We start from the raw sequence: 16,773 nt of genomic DNA, 5'->3' as shown, positions 1-16,773 counted from the left end.
CCCCGACACCCACCCCGACACCCACGCCGACGCCGACACCCACCCCGACACCCACGCCGACACCGGTGCCCGGCGGTTGCGCGGCGACGATCCAGACGGTGAACTCCTGGTCCGGCGGCTTCCAGTCCACCGTCACCGTCCGCGCCGGCACCAGCGCCATCACCGGCTGGACCGTCACCTGGACCTGGCCCGGCTCCCAGACCATCACCCAACTGTGGAACGGGATCCGCTCCGGCTCCGGAACCGGCGTCAGCGTACGCAACGAGACCTACAACGGCGGCCTCTCCCCCAACGCCACCACCACCTTCGGCTTCACCGCCGGCGGCACCGCCGCCACCCCCACACTGAACTGCACCGCCTCCTGACCTAGATGACGGCGCGGCGACGCGCCGCGCGGCACGCGGAAGCGGAACACTCAAGCCGCTGCCCGGTCCCCTCCCCCTGACGGGGAGCGGGAACCGGGCAGCGGGCCGTCCGGATGAGGGCTAAGCCCTGGTCCATCTCTGGGTGGCCTGGCGTGTAGTCCCCGCGCCGCCAGGCGGTCATCGGCCCTCCGTCCCTCCTGCGGCCATCGAAGTGGTGCGCCATACGCACAGTTGTGCGTTGATCGCTGAGCGTGTGACCCGCGAAGCGATGTATCGAACGTCGCTCTTTTACAACCAGGGGACCTTGTCGGTGCTGGCACCCACGCCGACATGGAGCATTGACCGGCGGAGAGGTACACCATACGTTCTTATAGAGAATTCTGGTGCGCATTGCGCACATCGAACACCAGGGACGTACCCAGGGAGGGCCCATGCCTCGTCTGCTCGCCTCGATCGTCGTGGCCGCGGCATTTGCCGCCGCGTCGGCGGCATGCGGGTCGGCGAGAACGTCGCGCTGCCGCTGCGGCAGAGAGGACTGCCCAAGGCGCGCCGCCGCGAACCGGTCAGCGGCGCGCTTGACGCGGTGGGGCTCTCGGACGCCGAGGCGCGGGACCAGCTCCACACCCGCGGCCACCCCCGGTTCACGGCACTGCGCACCCATGTGCGGGAACAGATCCAGGCCGCCAAGAGAGGGCTGCCGTCGCCGGCGAGGGCCGGGAACGACGGCGCGTAGCCGGCGTTGGTCAAGAGGAAGCACGAATGTTCGTCCACGGACAGCGAGAAGGGGCTCAATGGATTCGGCCTTCATCTACGCGGCGGCGCGCACACCGTTCGGGAAGTTCGGCGGGGCCCTGGCCGGGGTCCGCCCCGACGACCTGGCGGTCACCGCGTTGCGCGGTGTCCTGGCCAAGGTGCCGGGCCTGGATCCGGCGGAGATCGGCGACGTGGTGTGGGGCAACGCCAACGGCGCGGGTGAGGACAACCGCAACGTGGGCCGCATGGCCGTGCTGCTGGCGGGGCTGCCGGTGACCGTGCCGGCGGCCACCGTGAACCGGCTGTGCGGGTCGAGCCTGGACGCGGCCATGATCGCCTCGCGCGCGGTCGAGAGCGGCGACGCCGGCATCGTCGTCGCCGGCGGTGTGGAGTCGATGACCCGGGCCCCGTGGGTGCTGCCCAAACCCTCGCGGGCCTTCCCGGCGGGCGACACGGCCGCCGTGTCCACCACCCTCGGCTGGCGCCTGGTGAACCCGCTGATGCCCAAGGAGTGGACGGTCTCCCTCGGGGAGGCCAACGAGCAACTCGCGGAGAAGTTCTCCGTGTCCCGGGAACGGCAGGACGCCTTCGCCGTGCGGTCGCACACGCTGGCCGCCGCGGCGTGGGATTCCGGGTTCTACGACGACCTGGTCGTCCCGGTCGAGGGGGTGGACCTCCCGCGCGACGAGGGCATCAGGCCCGGCACGACGCCGGAGGTGCTCGCCGGCCTCAAACCGGCGTTCCGCCCCGGCGGGACCATCACGGCGGGCAACTCCTCACCCCTGAACGACGGCGCCTCCGCGCTCGTGCTCGGCGCGGAGACCGCGGCGGGCCGCATCGGCGCCGACCCCGTCGCCCGCGTCGCCGGCCGGGGGGCCGCGGCGACCGAACCCCAGATGTTCGGGTACGCGCCGGTCGAGGCCGCGAACCAGGCGTTGCGCCGGGCGGGCGTCGGCTGGGGCGACGTCGGCGCCGTGGAACTCAACGAGGCTTTCGCCGTCCAGTCGCTCGTGTGCCTGGACGCGTGGCCCGTCGACCCCGAGATCGTCAACACCAAGGGCGGCGCCATCGCCATCGGCCATCCGCTCGGCGCCTCCGGCGGGCGTGTCCTCGGCACGCTGGCCCACGTGCTGCGTGAACGGCGCGAGCGGTGGGGCGTCGCCGCCATCTGCATCGGCGTCGGCCAGGGGCTGGCCGTCGTCATCGAGAACGTGAGCGCGCGATGACCGGTGTCTTCACCGGCGCCGACGACGCCGTCGCGGGGATCGCGGACGGTTCCACGGTCCTGGTCGGCGGTTTCGGCATGGCCGGCATGCCGGTCCGGCTCGTCGAGGCGCTGATCCGGCAGGGCGCCACGGGCCTGACCGTGGTCAGCAACAACGCCGGCAACGGCGACACCGGCCTCGCGGCGCTCCTCGCCGCCGGGCGGGTACGCAAGATGATCTGCTCGTTCCCCCGGCAGAGCGACTCGTGGGTGTTCGACGGCCTCTACCGCGCCGGGAAGATCGAGCTCGAGGTGGTCCCGCAGGGCACCCTCGCCGAGCGCATCCGCGCGGCCGGCGCCGGCATCGGCGCGTTCTACTGTCCCACCGGCGCCGGCACGCCCCTGGCCGAGGGCAAGGAGACACGCACCATCGACGGCCGCGACCACGTGCTCGAGTACCCGATCAAGGGGGACGTCGCCCTCATCGCCGCGCACACCGCCGACCGCATGGGGAACCTCGTCTACCGCAAGACCGCACGCAACTTCGGGCCCATCATGGCGACCGCCGCGACCCTGACGATCGCCCAGGTCAACCGGGTGGCCGAGGTCGGCGAGCTGGACCCCGAGAGCGTGGTCACCCCCGGCGTCTACGTCGACAGGCTCCTGGACCTCGGCGCGAAGGAGGACGCCTCATGACAGCCTTGCCGCCCCCCGCGGGCCCCACCGTGGAGCACCTCGGCCGCGGGCCGCTCGGCCGCGACGAGCTGGCCGCCGTCATCGCGCGGGACATCCCGCGCGGCTCCTACGTGAACCTCGGCATCGGCCGGCCGACGACGGTCGCCGACCATCTCTCCCCCGGCGCGGGGGTCGTCCTGCACACCGAGAACGGCATGCTCGGCATGGGGCCCGCCGCCAGTGCCGGCGAGGCCGACCCCGACCTCGTCAACGCGGGCAAGATCCCCGTGACCGAGCTGCCCGGCGCGTCGTACTTCCACCAGGCGGACTCCTTCGCGATGATCCGCGGCGGCCACATCGACGTGTGCGTCCTCGGCGCGTTCCAGGTCTCCGGGCGCGGCGACCTCGCCAACTGGCACACCGGCGCCCCCGGCGCCGTCCCCGCCGTCGGCGGGGCGATGGACCTGGCCACCGGCGCCAGGAACGTGTTCGTCATGATGACGCTGTTCACCAAGGACGGCGAGCCGAAGCTCGTCCCCGAGTGCACCTATCCCCTCACCGGCCCGGCCTGCGTGGGCCGCGTCTACACCGACCAGGCGGTCTTCCACATCACCCCGAACGGTGTCACGGTGAGCGAGACGTACGGCACGACCGTACGCGACCTCGCCGCACGGCTCGCGGTCCCGCTGCGCACCCTGGAGGACCGCTAGGTGCGCGCCGGCCGGGCCGCCGGTCGATGCCGTCGTGGACCAGTCCCTCCCGGTCCGTCCTGTCCCTGGCGCCGCACTCCCTGAGCACGTCGACCGTGCCCTGTTCGAGGATGCCCGCCCGCTGACGTCCTTCGGCGCAGGCGCGGTCACGGCTTTCCGGGGAGTTCCCGCAGGTGGCCGAGCAGGGCCGCCAGTACCGGGGCCGGCCGCTCGACGCCGGCGAGGTGGGCGGCGTGCGGTATCTCGGCGAGGGCGGCCCCCGGGATGCCGTCCACGAGTTCGCGCGCGTGCGCGGGGGGTGTGACGGGATCCTCCCGCCCGGCGACCACCAGTGTGGGGGCGGTGACGCGGGGCAGATCGGCGCGCAGGTCGTAGGCGGCGAGCGCGTCGCAGCAGGCCGCGTAGGCGCCCGCGTCGACCGTGCGCAGGACGGCCACCACCGCCGCGGCGACGGGTGTCCCCGCGAAGGCGGGCGTGAACCAGCGGCCGGCGGCCGTGCCGGCGACAGGACCGAGCCCCTCGGCGCGGACCAGCGCCGCGCGTTCGCGCCAGGTCCCCGGCTCGCCGAAACGCGCCGACGAGCACACCAGCGCGAGCGAGGCGACCCGTGCGGGATGGTGGACGGCGAGCCAGGCACCCACCGCGCCGCCCAGGGACACACCGGCGTAGGAGAACCGCTCGATCCCGAGCGCGTCGGCCAGGCCGAGCACCAGCCGCCCGAGGTCGGCGACGGTGGTCGCGCCCGCCGCGACATCCGGTAGCAGCTCCGGGGGCGACCCTCCGTGTCCTGGCAGGTCCCAGCGGACCACCCGGTGGGAGCGCGCGAGCGCCGCGGCCTGCGGCGCCCACACGTCCATGGTGGTGCCGAGTGACGGGCCGAGGATCAACGGCGGAGCCGACCGCGGCCCGTCGACCCTGTGGTACAGGACAGCGTGCCCCGCGACCGCCGTCACATCTCCCCCACAAGCGCGCGGACCACCGACTGCGGCACGGCGTGCCCCGCGACCGTCGTCACGTCTCCCCCACAAGCGCGCGGACCACCGACTGCGGCACGGCGTGCCCCGCGACCGTCGTCACGTCTCCCCCAGGAGCGCGCGGTCGACCAGCGGTCCGGCGGAGCCCAGGTAGCCGGCGGGGTCGCTCAGGTCACGCAGCGACTGCTCCGGCAGTGGCACCGCCGGGTCGCCGGCGAGTGTTCCGGCGAGGTCCGCTCCCCCGCCCTGGCGGACGGCATGGGCCGCGCGGGTCAGCGCCCCGGTGGCCTCGTCCCTGCCGATCAGGGCGGACAGGGCCACGGTCAGGCGTTCGGTGGCCGGCAGACCGCACGTCAGGTCGAGGTTCGCCCGCATCCGGGCGGGGTCGGGACGGAGCCCGGCGGCCATCTCGGCGGCGGCCTCGGCGGCGCCGCCAGCCGGTCGCTGAGCGCGGCCTCGGCGTCGAGCATGTGGCGCACGAACGCCGCGTCCCCGGTCGCCGCCTCGGCGGCGGAGTCCGCCCACACCGGGCTCAGCAGGCCGGCGTCCCGTACGCCGGACGTCCCGCTCAGGCCGTCCATCATGCGAAGGCAAGGAAGACCGTCTCCTCGTGCACCCCGTCGTCCTGCAGGCGGACGTCGAACCGGTGGACCCCGTCACGTTCGCGCACCGCGAGCAGCGTGGCCCTGCGGCTCTCCGGCAGCGAGCTCAGCAGCGGCTCGGCCTCCGGGTCGGTGAGGCCGGGCAGGTAGGCGCGGGTGTACAGGTGGTGCAGCAGCCCCCGGGCGAAGACGCACACCGAGATGTACGGCACACCGCCCGGCGGCAGAGTGCGCAGCACGTAGTGGCCGGCGGCGTCGGTGGCGACACGGCCGAACCCGGTGAACTCCAGGCCGGTGCGCCCGGCGACCGCGCCGTTCACCGGGTCCCGGCGCAGCGAGCCCGGGGCTCCGGCGCGCGAGCCGTCCGGCGCGGGCTGCCAGAACTCCAGGAGCGCGTCCGGCACGGGGACGCCGGCGCCGTCGAAGACCTGCCCGTGCAGGATGACGGCGCCGGGCTCACCGGCGGGTGCGACGTCGCCGCCTCCCGTGAAGGGAAGGGCGTACCCGAAGAACGGGCCGACCGTCTGGGCGGGCGTGGGCAAGAAAGCGGGAGGGGGGCCGGACGCGGGGCCGGGGGCGGTCATCGTGTCTCCTCGGTCCAGGTGGCGGACGGGCCGTCGAGCACGATGTCCCAGCGGTAGCCGAGCGACCACTCGGGGATGGACAGGCCGTGGTCGTAGGTGGCGACGAGCCGCGACCGGGCCGCGTCGTCGGTGACCGACTGCAGGATCGGGTCGTACGCGAACAACGGGTCCCCGGGGAAGTACATCTGGGTCACCAGCCGCTGGGTGAAGGCCGTGCCGAAGAGCGAGAAGTGGATGTGCGCGGGCCGCCAGGCGTTGTCGTGGTTGCGCCAGGGATAGGCCCCGGGCCTGATCGTGGTGAACGCGTACCAGCCCTCGTCGTCGGTCAGGCAGCGGCCGGCGCCGGTGAAGTTCGGGTCGAGCGGCGCCGGGTGCTGGTCCCGCTGGTGGGCGTACCGGCCGGCGGAGTCGGCCTGCCAGATCTCGACGAGCTGGCCCCTGACCGGCCGCCCGTCGCGGCCCGTCACCCGCCCGGTCACCCGGATCCGCTCGCCGATGGGCTCCCCGTGGTGCCGGCGCGTGAGGTCGGCGTCCAGGTCGGTGACGTCGGTGACGCCGAAGACCGGGCCGGTCAGCTCGACCGCGTCGGGGTCGTCCACCAGGACGAGCGGCCGTCTGGGGTGGCGCGCGAGGCTGCTCCGGTAGGGCGGATAGGCCCGTGGGGGATGGTGGAGCGGCGCGGCCCCCGCGTCGAGCGACTCGGTGTAGGCCCGGCGCGCCTGGGCGATCTCGGCACTGATGACGTCCTGCGTGAGGACGGGCGGGGTGGCCGTCATGTTCGCCGTCACCTTTCCACGAGCGGGGTGCCTGATTCCCACCGAAGGGCTGGAGCGTGCAGATTGTTCGCCTAGTGAACTTCTGTTCATATTGCGACCAGCAGTTTGTGGCCACCGCGAGAGGATGTCAATGCCCGGGCGGTACGTTTTCGCACGAAGGAAGAACAACCGTGGAGACCACATGACGGAGCCGGCGAACGGCCGCACGCCACCCCCCGAGACGGTCGGCCCGCTGATCCGGGGCCTGTACGTGCTGCGCCACCTCACGGCCACCGGCGGGCGCCGCGGCATGAGCGATCTCGTCCGCGACACCGGGCAGGCCCGCTCGACGGCCGACCGCGTGGTGTCCACTCTGGCGGCGCTCGGCTACGCCCGGCTCGACGGGCAGAACGCGGTGCTCGCCCCCGCGGTGATGGAGCTCGGCAACGCCTATCTGGCCGCGTCCCGCGTGCCCGGCGTCCTCGGGCCGATCGCGGACCGGCTCGCCGACGAGCTGGACGAGTCGACCTCGCTCGCGGTTCCCGATCGCGACGGTGCCCGGTTCGTGCACCAGGCCGCACGGCGGCGCACGATGTCGATCACGTTCCGGGCCGGCGACCTGATCCCCGCGGAACGTGTCGCCGCCGGCACCCTCTTCGCCACCGGCTGGACGCGGGACGACTGGCTCCGCTGGCGGGACCGGTGCACGGCCGACCCCGCTCACACGTCCTTCCCCCTGCTGCGACCGCCGGGCACGCCGGACGCCGCGTCGTTCGAGGGACGCGTGAGCGCGGCGCGGCGGGACGGCTGGGCGCCGGACGACCAGATGATCGAGCCGGGGCTGGTCGCCGTCGCGATGCCCGTCCACGACACCGGGGGGCGGCTGGTGTGCGCGGTGAGCGTGGCCAGCCACACGAGCAGGCACACCGTGGAGTCCCTGGGCGAATCGGTGCTCCCGAGGCTGCGCGAGGCCGTCGCGGTCATGGAGAAGACCTTCGCCTCCACCGGGCCCGCCACGCGGTGGCCGGCCGCCGGCACCTCCGGGACGCGCGCCCTGAAACAGGAGCTCGGCCCTGGTTTCGTGGAGTCGTTCGCCCGGGGCCTGCGTGTGCTGACGGCGTTCGGCCGGACCGGCGCCGGGGTCACCCTCGCCGCGCTGGCGCACGCCACGGGCCTGCCGAGGGCGACCGTACGTCGCTCTCTCATCACCCTCGAACACCTCGGCTACGCCGAGGTCCGGGACGGCAGGTTCTTCCGGCCCACGTCACGCGTGCTCGACCTCGGTTTCTCCGCCCTGTCGCGGCTGACGCTGCCGCAGATCGCCCGCGAGCACCTGGTCCGGCTGACCGGCCAGGTCAGCGATCCGGCGTCGATGGCGATCCTCGCCGGTGACGACATCCAGTACGTCGCCCGGGTGCCCACGTCACGGATCATGAGCATGGACGTCACCGTGGGCACCCGGTTCCCCGCCTACGCGACGTCGATGGGACGGGTCCTGCTGGCCGGCCTCCCCGCGGCCGAGCGCGCCGCGTACGTGAGACGCGTCCGCCCGCGCCCGCTGACGTCCCGCACGGTGACGTCCCCCACGCGCCTGGCCGCCCTGCTGGAGCAGGCCGGCCGTGACGGCCACGTCCTGCTGGACCAGGAACTGGAGGAAGGGCTGCGCGCGATCGCCGTCCCGGTGCGCGACCGCGCGGGCGAGGTGGTCGCCGCGATCAACGTGTCCACCCACGCCGACCGGCGCACCGAGGAGCAGACCCGCACCCAGCTACTGCCGCCGCTGCGCGCCGCCGCCGCGCGCATCGAGGCGGACCTCCACGTCGCGGGTGGTTACGTCCCGATCTCCACCGGCTGACCTCGCCCGCCTGACGCCCCCGGCCGAGGCGGAACTCACGACGTTCTCATGACGCCTGTCGATGTGAATGTCGAATGACGGTCACGCGGCGGCACCTGACCGCACTCCTGACACGTCTGAAAGTTGCCGAAAGATTTCGCAACCCTCGCCCTGATCTGGACAACTCGTCCTACGGGCCTGGTGCGCACCTCCAGGCACTCGCCGCAGGTAAGGCCATCGACCTGCCCTAACAGCGGGCTGACACACAAGTGAGAAATGTTTACTCTGGCTGTTGACAGCCTGGAACTGGATCGATACTTTCGACGGCACACCGATAGTTTCGCCGCCGTGAAACCTCGACCACGGTCGATCCGGGTCACCCGCCGCGATCCGGTCCCGCGGTCGCGGATTCACGACGACGGCCCAGCCCCCCTGCGTCGTTCGACGCCGACGCGCGGTGGCCGTCCCACCGCGGTACCGGCAGCCCCCGCCGGGCCGCGCCTCGCTCCACCTGGCACTCGCCAGCGATCACGAGGAGGAAGCGCGCGATGAACCACGTCCCCACCCGCTCCAAGAGCCGCGCGGCCGGCCGGGCCGGGCTGTTCGCCGGTCGCGCCGGCGCCCTGGCGCTGGCCGCGGTCCTGGTCACGGTACCCGGCGTCGCCAACGCGGCCATCACCACCAACCAGACCGGCAACCACGGCGGATACTTCTACTCCTTCTGGACCGACGCCCAGGGCACGGTCTCCATGGAGCTGCTGAACGGCGGCAACTACAGCACCTCGTGGCGCAACACCGGCAACTTCGTGGCCGGCAAGGGCTGGAACCCCGGCGCACGCAGGACCGTGAACTACTCGGGCAGCTTCAACCCGTCCGGCAACGCCTACCTCACCCTCTACGGGTGGACGCGCAGCCCGCTCATCGAGTACTACATCGTCGACAACTGGGGCACCTACCGGCCCACGGGCTCCTACAAGGGCACCGTGACCACCGACGGCGGCACGTACGACATCTACCAGACCACGCGCTACAACGCCCCCTCCATCGAGGGCACCAGGACCTTCAACCAGTACTGGAGCGTCCGCCAGCAGAAGAGGACCGGCGGCACCATCACCGCCGGCAACCACTTCGACGCGTGGGCCCGCGCGGGCATGGGCCTCGGCCGCCACGACTACCAGATCATGGCCACCGAGGGCTTCCAGAGCAGCGGCAACTCCAACATCACGGTGCGCTGACCACCCGGAACACGCAAGAGAGGCCGGAGCCCCCGCGATTCCGGCCCCTCGACGTCCCCCGGCCGCCGGAGGCGCCGCCGGTTGTGCCGCCGGAGGCGCCGCCGGTCAGGGAGGACCCGCCCGGACGACCGCGACACACGGCGGGCGCGGCCGTAAGGCCGAGCCCGCCGTTTTCCGTCGCATCCGGTCCGGATCGCGTGCCGTGATGACGCTCGCCCGATCCGGCATGTGCCTTCGCCGGGAACCTCAGGAACACGCGATCCGGATCCGATTCACTGCGTCAGCGTTGTTGTGTCAGCAGGCCCGGCCGGTAGGGCAGCAGGCCGTATTCGGTGCCGTCGGAGCTGGGGCTGCGGCCCTGGTAGAGCAACTGCAGTCTGCAGGGGTCGACGGTGAAGGTCTGGTCGGCGCTGACGCGGATCAACTCACCGTGGCTGATGTCGTTGGTCCAGGTGGCGCCGCTGTTGGCCTTGCCGGCGAACGGGTTGCTCTCGGTCGCGGCGTTCGGGGTCCACGTGCCGCCGAGGCTGGTGGCGGTGAACGAGCGGAAGTAGCGGCCCTGGGAGCCGATGGCCTCCATCAGCATGAGGTACCGCTGCTGGCCCTGGAGCTTGTAGACCTGGACCGCCTCGAACAGGTTGTTGGTGGTGTCGGTCATGATCGTGGTGTAGTTGGAGCCGAAGCTGCCGGGGAAGTTGCCGATCGGCATGCTGGCCCGGTACACCCGGCCGTTGTCGCCGTTGAAGAACAGGTACATGTTCTGGTCGTCGGCGATGAGGGTCTGGTCGATGGGGCCGGTGCTGGAGTTGGAGATGTTGCCGGTGAACAGCGGCTGCTCGGCCGACCACCCGTTGGGGTTGGTGGGGTCGCTCGAGGTGCGGTAGGAGAACTTGCTCGAACCCCACTGGTAGGCCAGCACCCAGATGTTCCTGGGGGCGAAGTAGAACAGCGTCGGCGCCACGGTGGAGGAGTTCATCGCGTTCTGGCTGGCCGAGCCCAGGTCGGTCAGGTTCGCGACGGTGCTGAAGTTCATCGAACCCCACCTGGTGCCCGTGTCGTGCGTCGTGGCGTAGACCAGCTGCCTGCCGTTGTACGGCGCGACGGTGAAGTCCTTCAGCGACACCCAGCCCGACCTCGGCTGCGCCAGCGGGCCGGTCGACGTCCAGCGGTACGACGACGGAAGCTGGCACGTGCCCGTCGGGGTCGGCGTCGGGGTGACCGTCGGCGTGGCAGTCGGCGTCGGGTCCGTTCCGGTGTAGCCGTCCCAGGTCCACCGCTGGGTGGCCTGGCCGTTGCAGCTGGCGACGGTCACGCCGGAGGTGTTGCCGGTGCCGGTGACGCTGAGGCACAGGTTGTTGGCCACGCTGGTCACGGTGCCGTTCGAGTTGCGGACCCACTGCTGGTTGGTGCCGCTGTGGCAGTCGTAGAGCTGGACGCGGGTGCCCGAGCCCCCGCCGGTCGGCACGTCCAGGCACTTGCCGAGGAGCTGCAACTGCCGGCCGGTGGTGTAGGTGAAACTCTGGTTGGCGTTGCTGTGGCAGTCGTAGATCTGGAGCTGGGTGCCGTTGGCCGTGGCGCTGTTCGGCGAGTCCACGCACCGCACGGCCCCGTCGTTGCGCAGCCGGAACGGGGTGTCGGCCGCCGCCATGCGCGCCGAGTCGCTGAGCTTGTTCGCGGCGAGCGCGGCGGCGCCGACAGGAGCGGACAGCGTCAGCGCGGTGGCGACGCCGGCGACGCCGAGCGCGCCGGCAAGCAGGACGCGCAGGCTTGTCCGGACGCGCCGGGGGCGCGGCGGGGGTATGGCGTTGGTGTCCATGACGGAGTGCTCCCTGAGTGGATCATGCAATGGCGGGGACACGCGGGGACATCCCGCGGATCGACGCCGCGTCCCGTGATCCGGGACCGCACACCACCGGGCGCCGAGGAGGGCGGTTCCTGTCGCGCACCACCACCGGCGCGAGGGACCACCTCGATGACACAGTGTGGAAATCTCGGCGAAACATGTCAAGGGCATCCAGAAACTTTCGGAGCCCTCTATCGGAACCCGCTCCCGCAAGCCGGGACGTCTCCGCCTGAAAGCCGTGGATTCCGCGCCTGCCACGTGCGCGTCGTCGCTGAAAGTTTCAGCGCGACGCCCTCATCCGGCCGGAGAGAACAATCCCGCGACGGCGCACCCCGCACACCGCTCCCGTCCGGGCCCTTTTTCTGTGCGACAGATGACGGGCTCTTGACGGCGCGCCGGACTTCGGTATTGGCTACGGCCCACCACCACAACCACTCGATGAACGGGAGCGCGACCGGAAAGCTGGATGTTAGCGCTCACAACCGGCGCGACGTTCACCCGCCCGGCGACCGCGACCCTGTGGACCGCAGGACCGACACCACGTCCTCGCGGTCCACCGCAGGAGATCGCCGATCCTTCACAGGGAGGTGCCCCACCGACACCGGTCCACAGGTGAGCGATGACCGCTCGTGCCCGCGCATGGACACCGTCCGCTGTGGTCATCGTGACGGACGGCCGACGGTTCGTCTGGCGACGAGGAGGAACCCGGCGGTGGAGACGAGCATTCCGGTGGTGATGAGCAGGGCCAGGGACGGGTAGCCGAACCGCGCGGCGACCAGGCCGAACAGCGGGGGGCCGATCAGGGAGCCGAGGCTGCCCATCTGGGCGACCAGCCCGGTGCCGAGGTCGGCGTGGTCCAGATGGCGCAGGACCAGAGGAAGCGCGACGGCGAAGACGAGAGCGCCGAGGAAGCCGTTCTCCACGGAGATCACGGCCGCGCCCGCCACCGCGGCGGGCAGGGGGACGGCGGCCGAGTAGGTGAGCCAGGCGGCCGGGATGATCAGCAGGCCGGACGCGGCCATCAGGCTCAGGGCGGCGCCTCGCCGGAACAGGACGCCCACGGCCAGGCCGCCGGGGACGCCGAGCAAAGAGATCACCGAGGTCAGGGCGCCGGCGGCGGCGGGCGAATGGCCGTGCCGCTCGATGAGGAACGTCGGGAGCAGGACGACCACCGGGATGGTCACCAGCACCATGACGCAGAACGAGCCGGCGAGCACCGCGGGCCACGTCAGCGCGCGCGGGCCGGCGGCGACGGCCCGGGAGGACGGGCGCCGCCCGGGACCTCGCGGCAGGCGGGCCCACACGACAGGTGCCATCAGGAGCGTCAGCGCCGCGAGGCCCCCGGTCCAACCGCGCCAGCCGAGGGCCGCGCCGGCCACACCTCCGGCCAGCGTGCTGGCGCCGATGGCCACCGGCACGAACGTGGCCCAGATCGACAGGGCCGTGCCGCGGTCGCGCTCGCGGGCGAGGCGGAGGATCAGCACAGGAGCGGCGATGCTGACCAGAAGGTACCCGGCGCCTTCGACGCCGCGCGCGGCCAGCAACCAGGCGAAGTCGCCCGCCGCCACGCTCGCCGCGCCCGCCGCCGCCGTCAGGACCAGGCCGGCGGCCATCGATCTCTCCGTGCCGACGCGGCGGATCAGGTACCCGGCGGGCAGGCCGGCGACGGCTCCCACGCCGACGACCGCCGAGATGACCCAGCCCAGCTCCGACAGCGACAGCCCGAGCTCACCCGCCATCTCCGGCCCGACGGAGGCGAACTTGCCGATGCTCATCGCCGCCACGACCCCGCTGACGTAGAGGATGGCGATGGTCCCCCACGGCGAGCGCCGCCGATCCTCACGCACGTCCGGTGTGCCCGTCGTCGGCCGGGGGTCCATGGGTCCTCCTTCGCGCCAGTCCAACCAGGCATACCTCATGGACGCGGAGGAAAGTTACACCTCGCCCAGAACTTCCCCGGTGCGGGTCAGCGGCCGCCGGTGAAGGCCGGAGCGTCGCGGCTCCCGTGTCCACCGGTCATCGTTCCCGGCGCCGGCGGCAGCCGGGCTTCTCCTCATGGCACCAGCTTGCTCAGATCGGGGGCTTCGGCGAAGAGGCCGTCCTGCCGGCTGAGCTTGGCGAGTTCCTCCAGGGAGGCGCGGTTCGGGTCGGCCGGCCACTTCGGGAGGGTGAGGTCCAGCAGGCTCCCGGCCTGGATCTTCGTGTACGTGGTGATGACCTGGCGCACGTCGTCGGGGTGGCCGTCGGCGTAGGTCAGCGACTCGCGCATCGCCTCCTGGAAGCGCTTGACCAGGTCGGGGTTCTCCGCCTGCAGCTTGTCGGAGGTGAAGTACAGCGCGACGGTCAGGTCCGGCGCGATGTCCACGAAGTTGGACGCGATGACGCGGCCGCCCATGGCCTTCACCGTGTTCAGCGCCGGCTCGACCACCCACGCCGCGTCCACCTGGCCGGCGTCCAGCGCCGCGGGCACCGATTCGGCGAAATTCACCCTGCTGAGCCGATCACCATGTGGTGTGAGCCGGAGTAGCGCCGCGGGAGCCCGGGGCCCGGCGGGCCGGCGGCCCGCCGGGTGCCTCGCACCCGCGTGCGCATCGCGAACCGGCGTCCCTCCGCGGTCCGCGGCACGGCGTCTGGTGGAACGCCGTTCCAGTAGGCTGACAGGCCCAGACGGGGAACGACGGAGGAGCCCGATGACCGACCGGGGGCGTGACAGGTCCTTCGTCCAGTCCCTGGAGCGCGGGCTCGCGGTGATCCGGGCCTTCGACGCCGACCATCCCGAGCTCACGCTCAGCGAGGTGGCGGCCCGCACCGGCATCACCCGCGCCGCCGCCCGCCGCTTCCTGCTCACGCTGGCCGAGCTCGGCTACATGCACACCGACGGCCGGTTGTTCAGGCTCAGCCCTCGGGTGCTGGAGCTCGGCTACTCCTACCTGTCCGGCCTGCCGTTCTCCGACATCGCCGAGCCGCACCTGAAGCGCCTGGTCGCCGAGGTGAAGGAGTCGGTGTCCCTTTCGGTGCTCGACGGCGACGACATCGTCTACGTGACCCGGGTCCCGACCAGCCGCATCATGAGCGTGCACATCATGGTCGGCACACGGTTCCCCGCCGCCGTCACCTCCATGGGCCGGGTGCTCCTGGCGTACCTCCCCGACGAGGAGATCGAGCGCCGCCTCAAGGAGATCGCGCTGGAGCCCCGCACGTCCCGCACCCTCACCTCGGTCACCGCCCTGCGCGCGGAGTTGCGGCGCATCCGGTCCCAGGGCTACGCCATCGTGGACCAGGAGCTCGAGGAGGGCCTGCGCTCCGCCGCCGCGCCCGTCCGTGACCGCGGCGGCACGGTCGTCGCGGCGGTCAACATCCCCGTCCACGCGGCCCGCTACAGCGTGGACGCGATGCGCCGGGACCTGGTACCCCCACTGCTGGCGACCGCCGCCCGCATCGAGGCCGACCTCCGTGTGGTCACCCCGCGCCGCTGACGGGCACGCGCGCCCGGAGCACCGGCTATTTGTTAGCGCTCACAAATACTGAAAAATTCACGATCGCCGCCGTTCCCCCGCCAAGGCGGCCGAGCCGGAGCGCCCACCCGCGCACGAGGGTTTCCGCTGGTAGGGAACACGTGACACCTGGCATGTGATATCCGCAGGTCAGCCAGCCCACTGCCTCACACGTCGAAACGTTGCGGCCAGGACGTTGACACATTTCCGGAGCCATTCCCACACTTGGTCCCCAAGCGATGACCGGTGCCTCGCTCGGGGAAGTTAGCGCTCAACTTCGCGGTCATCCCGCAGCCGGCCCACGAGGGCCGCACCGCCGCCGCGCACCGGATGACACGACCTCAGGAGGGCCCCTGTGCTACGGATCGTCATGGCGATCGCTCTGCTCGCCACGTCGCTGGTGGCCGGGCAGGCCGCGGCCGCGCCGGTCATCACCCTGTCGGACGGTGTGCGCTACCAGCAGATGGACGGCTTCGGCATCGCCACGGCGTTCCGCCGGGGCGAGTTGCTGCGCAGCCTCTCGACGGCGCAGCAGAACGACATCTTCCGCCTGTGGTTCGACCGTGACAGCGGCGCGGGGCTCAGCATCCTGCGGCTCGGCATCGGCGCCTCGCCGGCCGGCAGCCCGTACGACAAGATGATCTCCATTCAGCCCCAGAACCCGGGAGGACCCGACGCGCCGCCGAGGTATGTGTGGAACGGCGACGACGGTGCCCAGGTGTGGGTGGCGAAGGCCGCGCAGTCGTACGGCGTGAAGCGGTTCTACGCCGAAGCCTGGAGCGCTCCCGGGTACATGAAGGACAACGGGAGCGAGAACAACGGCGGCACCCTCAGGCCCGAGTGGCGGGCGGCCTACGCCCGGTACCTGATGCAGTACACGAGGTTCTACGCCCAGGAAGGCATCAAGATCACGGACCTGGGGTTCGCCAACGAACCCGACTACACGGCGACCTACGAGTCCATGCGGTTCACCCCGGCCCAGGCCGCCGCGTTCGTCAAGGTCCTCGGCCCGCTCGCCGGCGACGTCAAGCTCACCTGCTGCGACGCCTTCGGCTGGGACCAGGCCAAGTCCTACACCAACGCCATCGAGGCCGACCCCGATGCCCGCCGCTACGTGTCGACCTACACCGGGCACACCTACGCCAGCCAGATCACGAGCCCGCAGCCCGGGAGCAAGCGCACCTGGATGTCGGAATGGGCCCCCAGCGCCAGCGCCTGGAACCCGAACTGGGACGACGGCAGCGGCCGTGACGGCTTCGCCATCGCCCAGGCCATCCACCAGGCACTCGCCGTCGGCAACGTCAGCGGCTACCTCTACTGGCTGGGCGGGTCGCAGGGAGAGACCCAGGCGTTCATCGGGATCGACACGGCCGCCCGCACGTACCGCGTGTCCAAGCGGCTGTGGGCGATGGCGGCGTACAGCCGGTTCATCCGGCCGGACGCGGTCCGGATCGGCGCGACCAGCAGCAACTCGGCGTTGAAGGTCACGGCGTTCCTCAACTCCGACGGCTCCAGGGTCGCCGAGGTGCTCAACACCGGCAACTCGGCCGTCACCTGGGACGGCCTGCCGGGCGACGCCACCGCCTACGTCACCGACGGCGCGAACTCGCTGACGCGTTCCACGGTCACGGGCGGCACCGTCACCCTCAGGCCCCGCTCCCTCACGACCGTCGTGATCGGCGGCGCGACCCCCACGCCGACGCCTACGCCCACCCCGACGCCCACCCCGACGCCCACCCCGACGC

General features: G+C 72.0%; 16 protein-coding genes and 1 pseudogene. 9 read left to right on the top strand and 8 right to left on the bottom strand.

The annotated features are described in order from the left end of the window. From ABGB17_RS38185 to ABGB17_RS38165, 5 genes are all read left to right on the top strand, one after another. Nucleotides 1–365, top strand: a 365-nt coding sequence (locus ABGB17_RS38185) for a cellulose binding domain-containing protein (RefSeq protein WP_347639161.1), incomplete at its 5' end; no start/stop codon positions are given. A 490-nt stretch (nucleotides 366–855) separates the two neighbouring features. After that, nucleotides 856–1,098, top strand: coding sequence for a hypothetical protein (locus tag ABGB17_RS38180; RefSeq protein ID WP_347639159.1), 243 nt, complete (start codon nucleotides 856–858; stop codon nucleotides 1,096–1,098). A gap of 58 nt (nucleotides 1,099–1,156) precedes the next feature. Beyond that, entirely contained in the window at nucleotides 1,157–2,344 is a 1,188-nt protein-coding gene (locus ABGB17_RS38175; protein ID WP_347639157.1) for a thiolase family protein, read from the top strand. Then, complete coding sequence (locus ABGB17_RS38170) at nucleotides 2,341–3,018, top strand: 3-oxoacid CoA-transferase subunit A (RefSeq protein WP_347639155.1); 678 nt, start codon at nucleotides 2,341–2,343, stop codon at nucleotides 3,016–3,018. Before ABGB17_RS38175 ends, ABGB17_RS38170 begins: the two co-directional genes overlap by 4 nt. Continuing rightward, nucleotides 3,015–3,707, top strand: coding sequence for a 3-oxoacid CoA-transferase subunit B (locus tag ABGB17_RS38165; protein WP_347639153.1), 693 nt, complete (start codon nucleotides 3,015–3,017; stop codon nucleotides 3,705–3,707). Before ABGB17_RS38170 ends, ABGB17_RS38165 begins: the two co-directional genes overlap by 4 nt. A 146-nt stretch (nucleotides 3,708–3,853) precedes the next feature. On the opposite strand, the gene pcaD is transcribed toward ABGB17_RS38165, so the two are convergent. The 5 genes from pcaD to pcaH form a co-directional block, all read right to left on the bottom strand. Further along, nucleotides 3,854–4,660 carry a 3-oxoadipate enol-lactonase gene (gene pcaD, locus ABGB17_RS38160; protein ID WP_347639151.1) on the bottom strand — a complete coding sequence of 269 codons (807 nt, stop codon included), beginning with the start codon at nucleotides 4,658–4,660 and terminating at the stop codon, nucleotides 3,854–3,856. 120 nt (nucleotides 4,661–4,780) lie between these two features. Then, on the bottom strand, nucleotides 4,781–5,056 hold the full coding sequence (locus ABGB17_RS38155; protein ID WP_347639149.1) for a hypothetical protein: 276 nt from the start codon (nucleotides 5,054–5,056) through the stop codon (nucleotides 4,781–4,783). Then, entirely contained in the window at nucleotides 5,035–5,265 is a 231-nt protein-coding gene (locus tag ABGB17_RS38150; protein WP_347639147.1) for a hypothetical protein, read from the bottom strand. The genes ABGB17_RS38155 and ABGB17_RS38150 overlap by 22 nt, the downstream gene beginning before the upstream one ends. Beyond that, a complete protein-coding gene (pcaG, locus tag ABGB17_RS38145) occupies nucleotides 5,262–5,867 on the bottom strand; it encodes a protocatechuate 3,4-dioxygenase subunit alpha (protein ID WP_347639145.1) in 606 nt (201 codons plus the stop codon). The genes ABGB17_RS38150 and pcaG overlap by 4 nt, the downstream gene beginning before the upstream one ends. Further along, nucleotides 5,864–6,643 (bottom strand): protocatechuate 3,4-dioxygenase subunit beta, encoded by a 780-nt coding sequence (gene pcaH / locus ABGB17_RS38140; RefSeq protein ID WP_347639143.1) that lies wholly within the window; start codon nucleotides 6,641–6,643, stop codon nucleotides 5,864–5,866. Before pcaH ends, pcaG begins: the two co-directional genes overlap by 4 nt. Before the next feature lie 181 nt (nucleotides 6,644–6,824). Between pcaH and ABGB17_RS38135 the strand changes: the two genes are divergently transcribed. Then, a complete protein-coding gene (locus ABGB17_RS38135; RefSeq protein WP_347639141.1) occupies nucleotides 6,825–8,477 on the top strand; it encodes an IclR family transcriptional regulator C-terminal domain-containing protein in 1,653 nt (550 codons plus the stop codon). Between the two features lie 527 nt (nucleotides 8,478–9,004). After that, nucleotides 9,005–9,685 (top strand): annotated as a pseudogene (locus ABGB17_RS38130) (glycoside hydrolase family 11 protein); the annotation flags it as partial. Nucleotides 9,686–9,971: 286 nt separating this feature from the next. Here the strand turns inward: ABGB17_RS38130 and ABGB17_RS38125 are convergent. The 3 genes from ABGB17_RS38125 to ABGB17_RS38115 form a co-directional block, all read right to left on the bottom strand. Continuing rightward, nucleotides 9,972–11,507 (bottom strand): non-reducing end alpha-L-arabinofuranosidase family hydrolase, encoded by a 1,536-nt coding sequence (locus ABGB17_RS38125; RefSeq protein ID WP_347639139.1) that lies wholly within the window; start codon nucleotides 11,505–11,507, stop codon nucleotides 9,972–9,974. Between the two features lie 686 nt (nucleotides 11,508–12,193). After that, on the bottom strand, nucleotides 12,194–13,414 hold the full coding sequence (locus tag ABGB17_RS38120; RefSeq protein ID WP_347639137.1) for an MFS transporter: 1,221 nt from the start codon (nucleotides 13,412–13,414) through the stop codon (nucleotides 12,194–12,196). Between the two features lie 173 nt (nucleotides 13,415–13,587). Further along, on the bottom strand, nucleotides 13,588–14,022 hold the full coding sequence (locus tag ABGB17_RS38115) for an ABC transporter substrate-binding protein (RefSeq protein ID WP_347639135.1): 435 nt from the start codon (nucleotides 14,020–14,022) through the stop codon (nucleotides 13,588–13,590). A 202-nt stretch (nucleotides 14,023–14,224) separates the two neighbouring features. On the opposite strand from ABGB17_RS38115, the gene ABGB17_RS38110 reads away from it, so the two are divergent. Both ABGB17_RS38110 and ABGB17_RS38105 read left to right on the top strand, forming a co-directional pair. Then, the gene (locus tag ABGB17_RS38110) at nucleotides 14,225–15,010 is read left to right on the top strand and encodes an IclR family transcriptional regulator C-terminal domain-containing protein (RefSeq protein ID WP_347639133.1); all 786 of its coding nucleotides are present in this window, start codon (nucleotides 14,225–14,227) and stop codon (nucleotides 15,008–15,010) included. A 373-nt stretch (nucleotides 15,011–15,383) separates the two neighbouring features. Then, on the top strand, nucleotides 15,384–16,773 hold a 1,390-nt coding region (locus ABGB17_RS38105), incomplete at its 3' end, for a glycoside hydrolase (RefSeq protein WP_347639131.1).

Origin of the sequence: Sphaerisporangium sp. B11E5 (assembly GCF_039871875.1) — a bacterium.
In the GTDB taxonomy this organism is placed as follows: Bacteria; Actinomycetota; Actinomycetes; order Streptosporangiales; family Streptosporangiaceae; genus Sphaerisporangium.
The sequence above is the reverse complement of the archived record's forward strand: the minus strand, read 5'-3'. Positions and strand labels throughout refer to the sequence as shown.

What these genes read in the sequence shown, in the direction of transcription:
- ABGB17_RS38180 (WP_347639159.1), top strand. Translation starts at nt 856, where the DNA reads ATGCGGGTCGGCGAGAACGTCGCGCTGCCGCTGCGGCAGAGAGGACTG.
- ABGB17_RS38175 (WP_347639157.1), top strand. Translation starts at nt 1,157, where the DNA reads ATGGATTCGGCCTTCATCTACGCGGCGGCGCGCACACCGTTCGGGAAG.
- ABGB17_RS38170 (WP_347639155.1), top strand. Translation starts at nt 2,341, where the DNA reads ATGACCGGTGTCTTCACCGGCGCCGACGACGCCGTCGCGGGGATCGCG.
- ABGB17_RS38165 (WP_347639153.1), top strand. Translation starts at nt 3,015, where the DNA reads ATGACAGCCTTGCCGCCCCCCGCGGGCCCCACCGTGGAGCACCTCGGC.
- ABGB17_RS38155 (WP_347639149.1), bottom strand. Translation starts at nt 5,056, where the DNA reads ATGCGGGCGAACCTCGACCTGACGTGCGGTCTGCCGGCCACCGAACGC.
- ABGB17_RS38150 (WP_347639147.1), bottom strand. Translation starts at nt 5,265, where the DNA reads ATGATGGACGGCCTGAGCGGGACGTCCGGCGTACGGGACGCCGGCCTG.
- pcaG (WP_347639145.1), bottom strand. Translation starts at nt 5,867, where the DNA reads ATGACCGCCCCCGGCCCCGCGTCCGGCCCCCCTCCCGCTTTCTTGCCC.
- pcaH (WP_347639143.1), bottom strand. Translation starts at nt 6,643, where the DNA reads ATGACGGCCACCCCGCCCGTCCTCACGCAGGACGTCATCAGTGCCGAG.
- ABGB17_RS38135 (WP_347639141.1), top strand. Translation starts at nt 6,825, where the DNA reads ATGACGGAGCCGGCGAACGGCCGCACGCCACCCCCCGAGACGGTCGGC.
- ABGB17_RS38125 (WP_347639139.1), bottom strand. Translation starts at nt 11,507, where the DNA reads ATGGACACCAACGCCATACCCCCGCCGCGCCCCCGGCGCGTCCGGACA.
- ABGB17_RS38120 (WP_347639137.1), bottom strand. Translation starts at nt 13,414, where the DNA reads ATGGACCCCCGGCCGACGACGGGCACACCGGACGTGCGTGAGGATCGG.
- ABGB17_RS38110 (WP_347639133.1), top strand. Translation starts at nt 14,225, where the DNA reads ATGACCGACCGGGGGCGTGACAGGTCCTTCGTCCAGTCCCTGGAGCGC.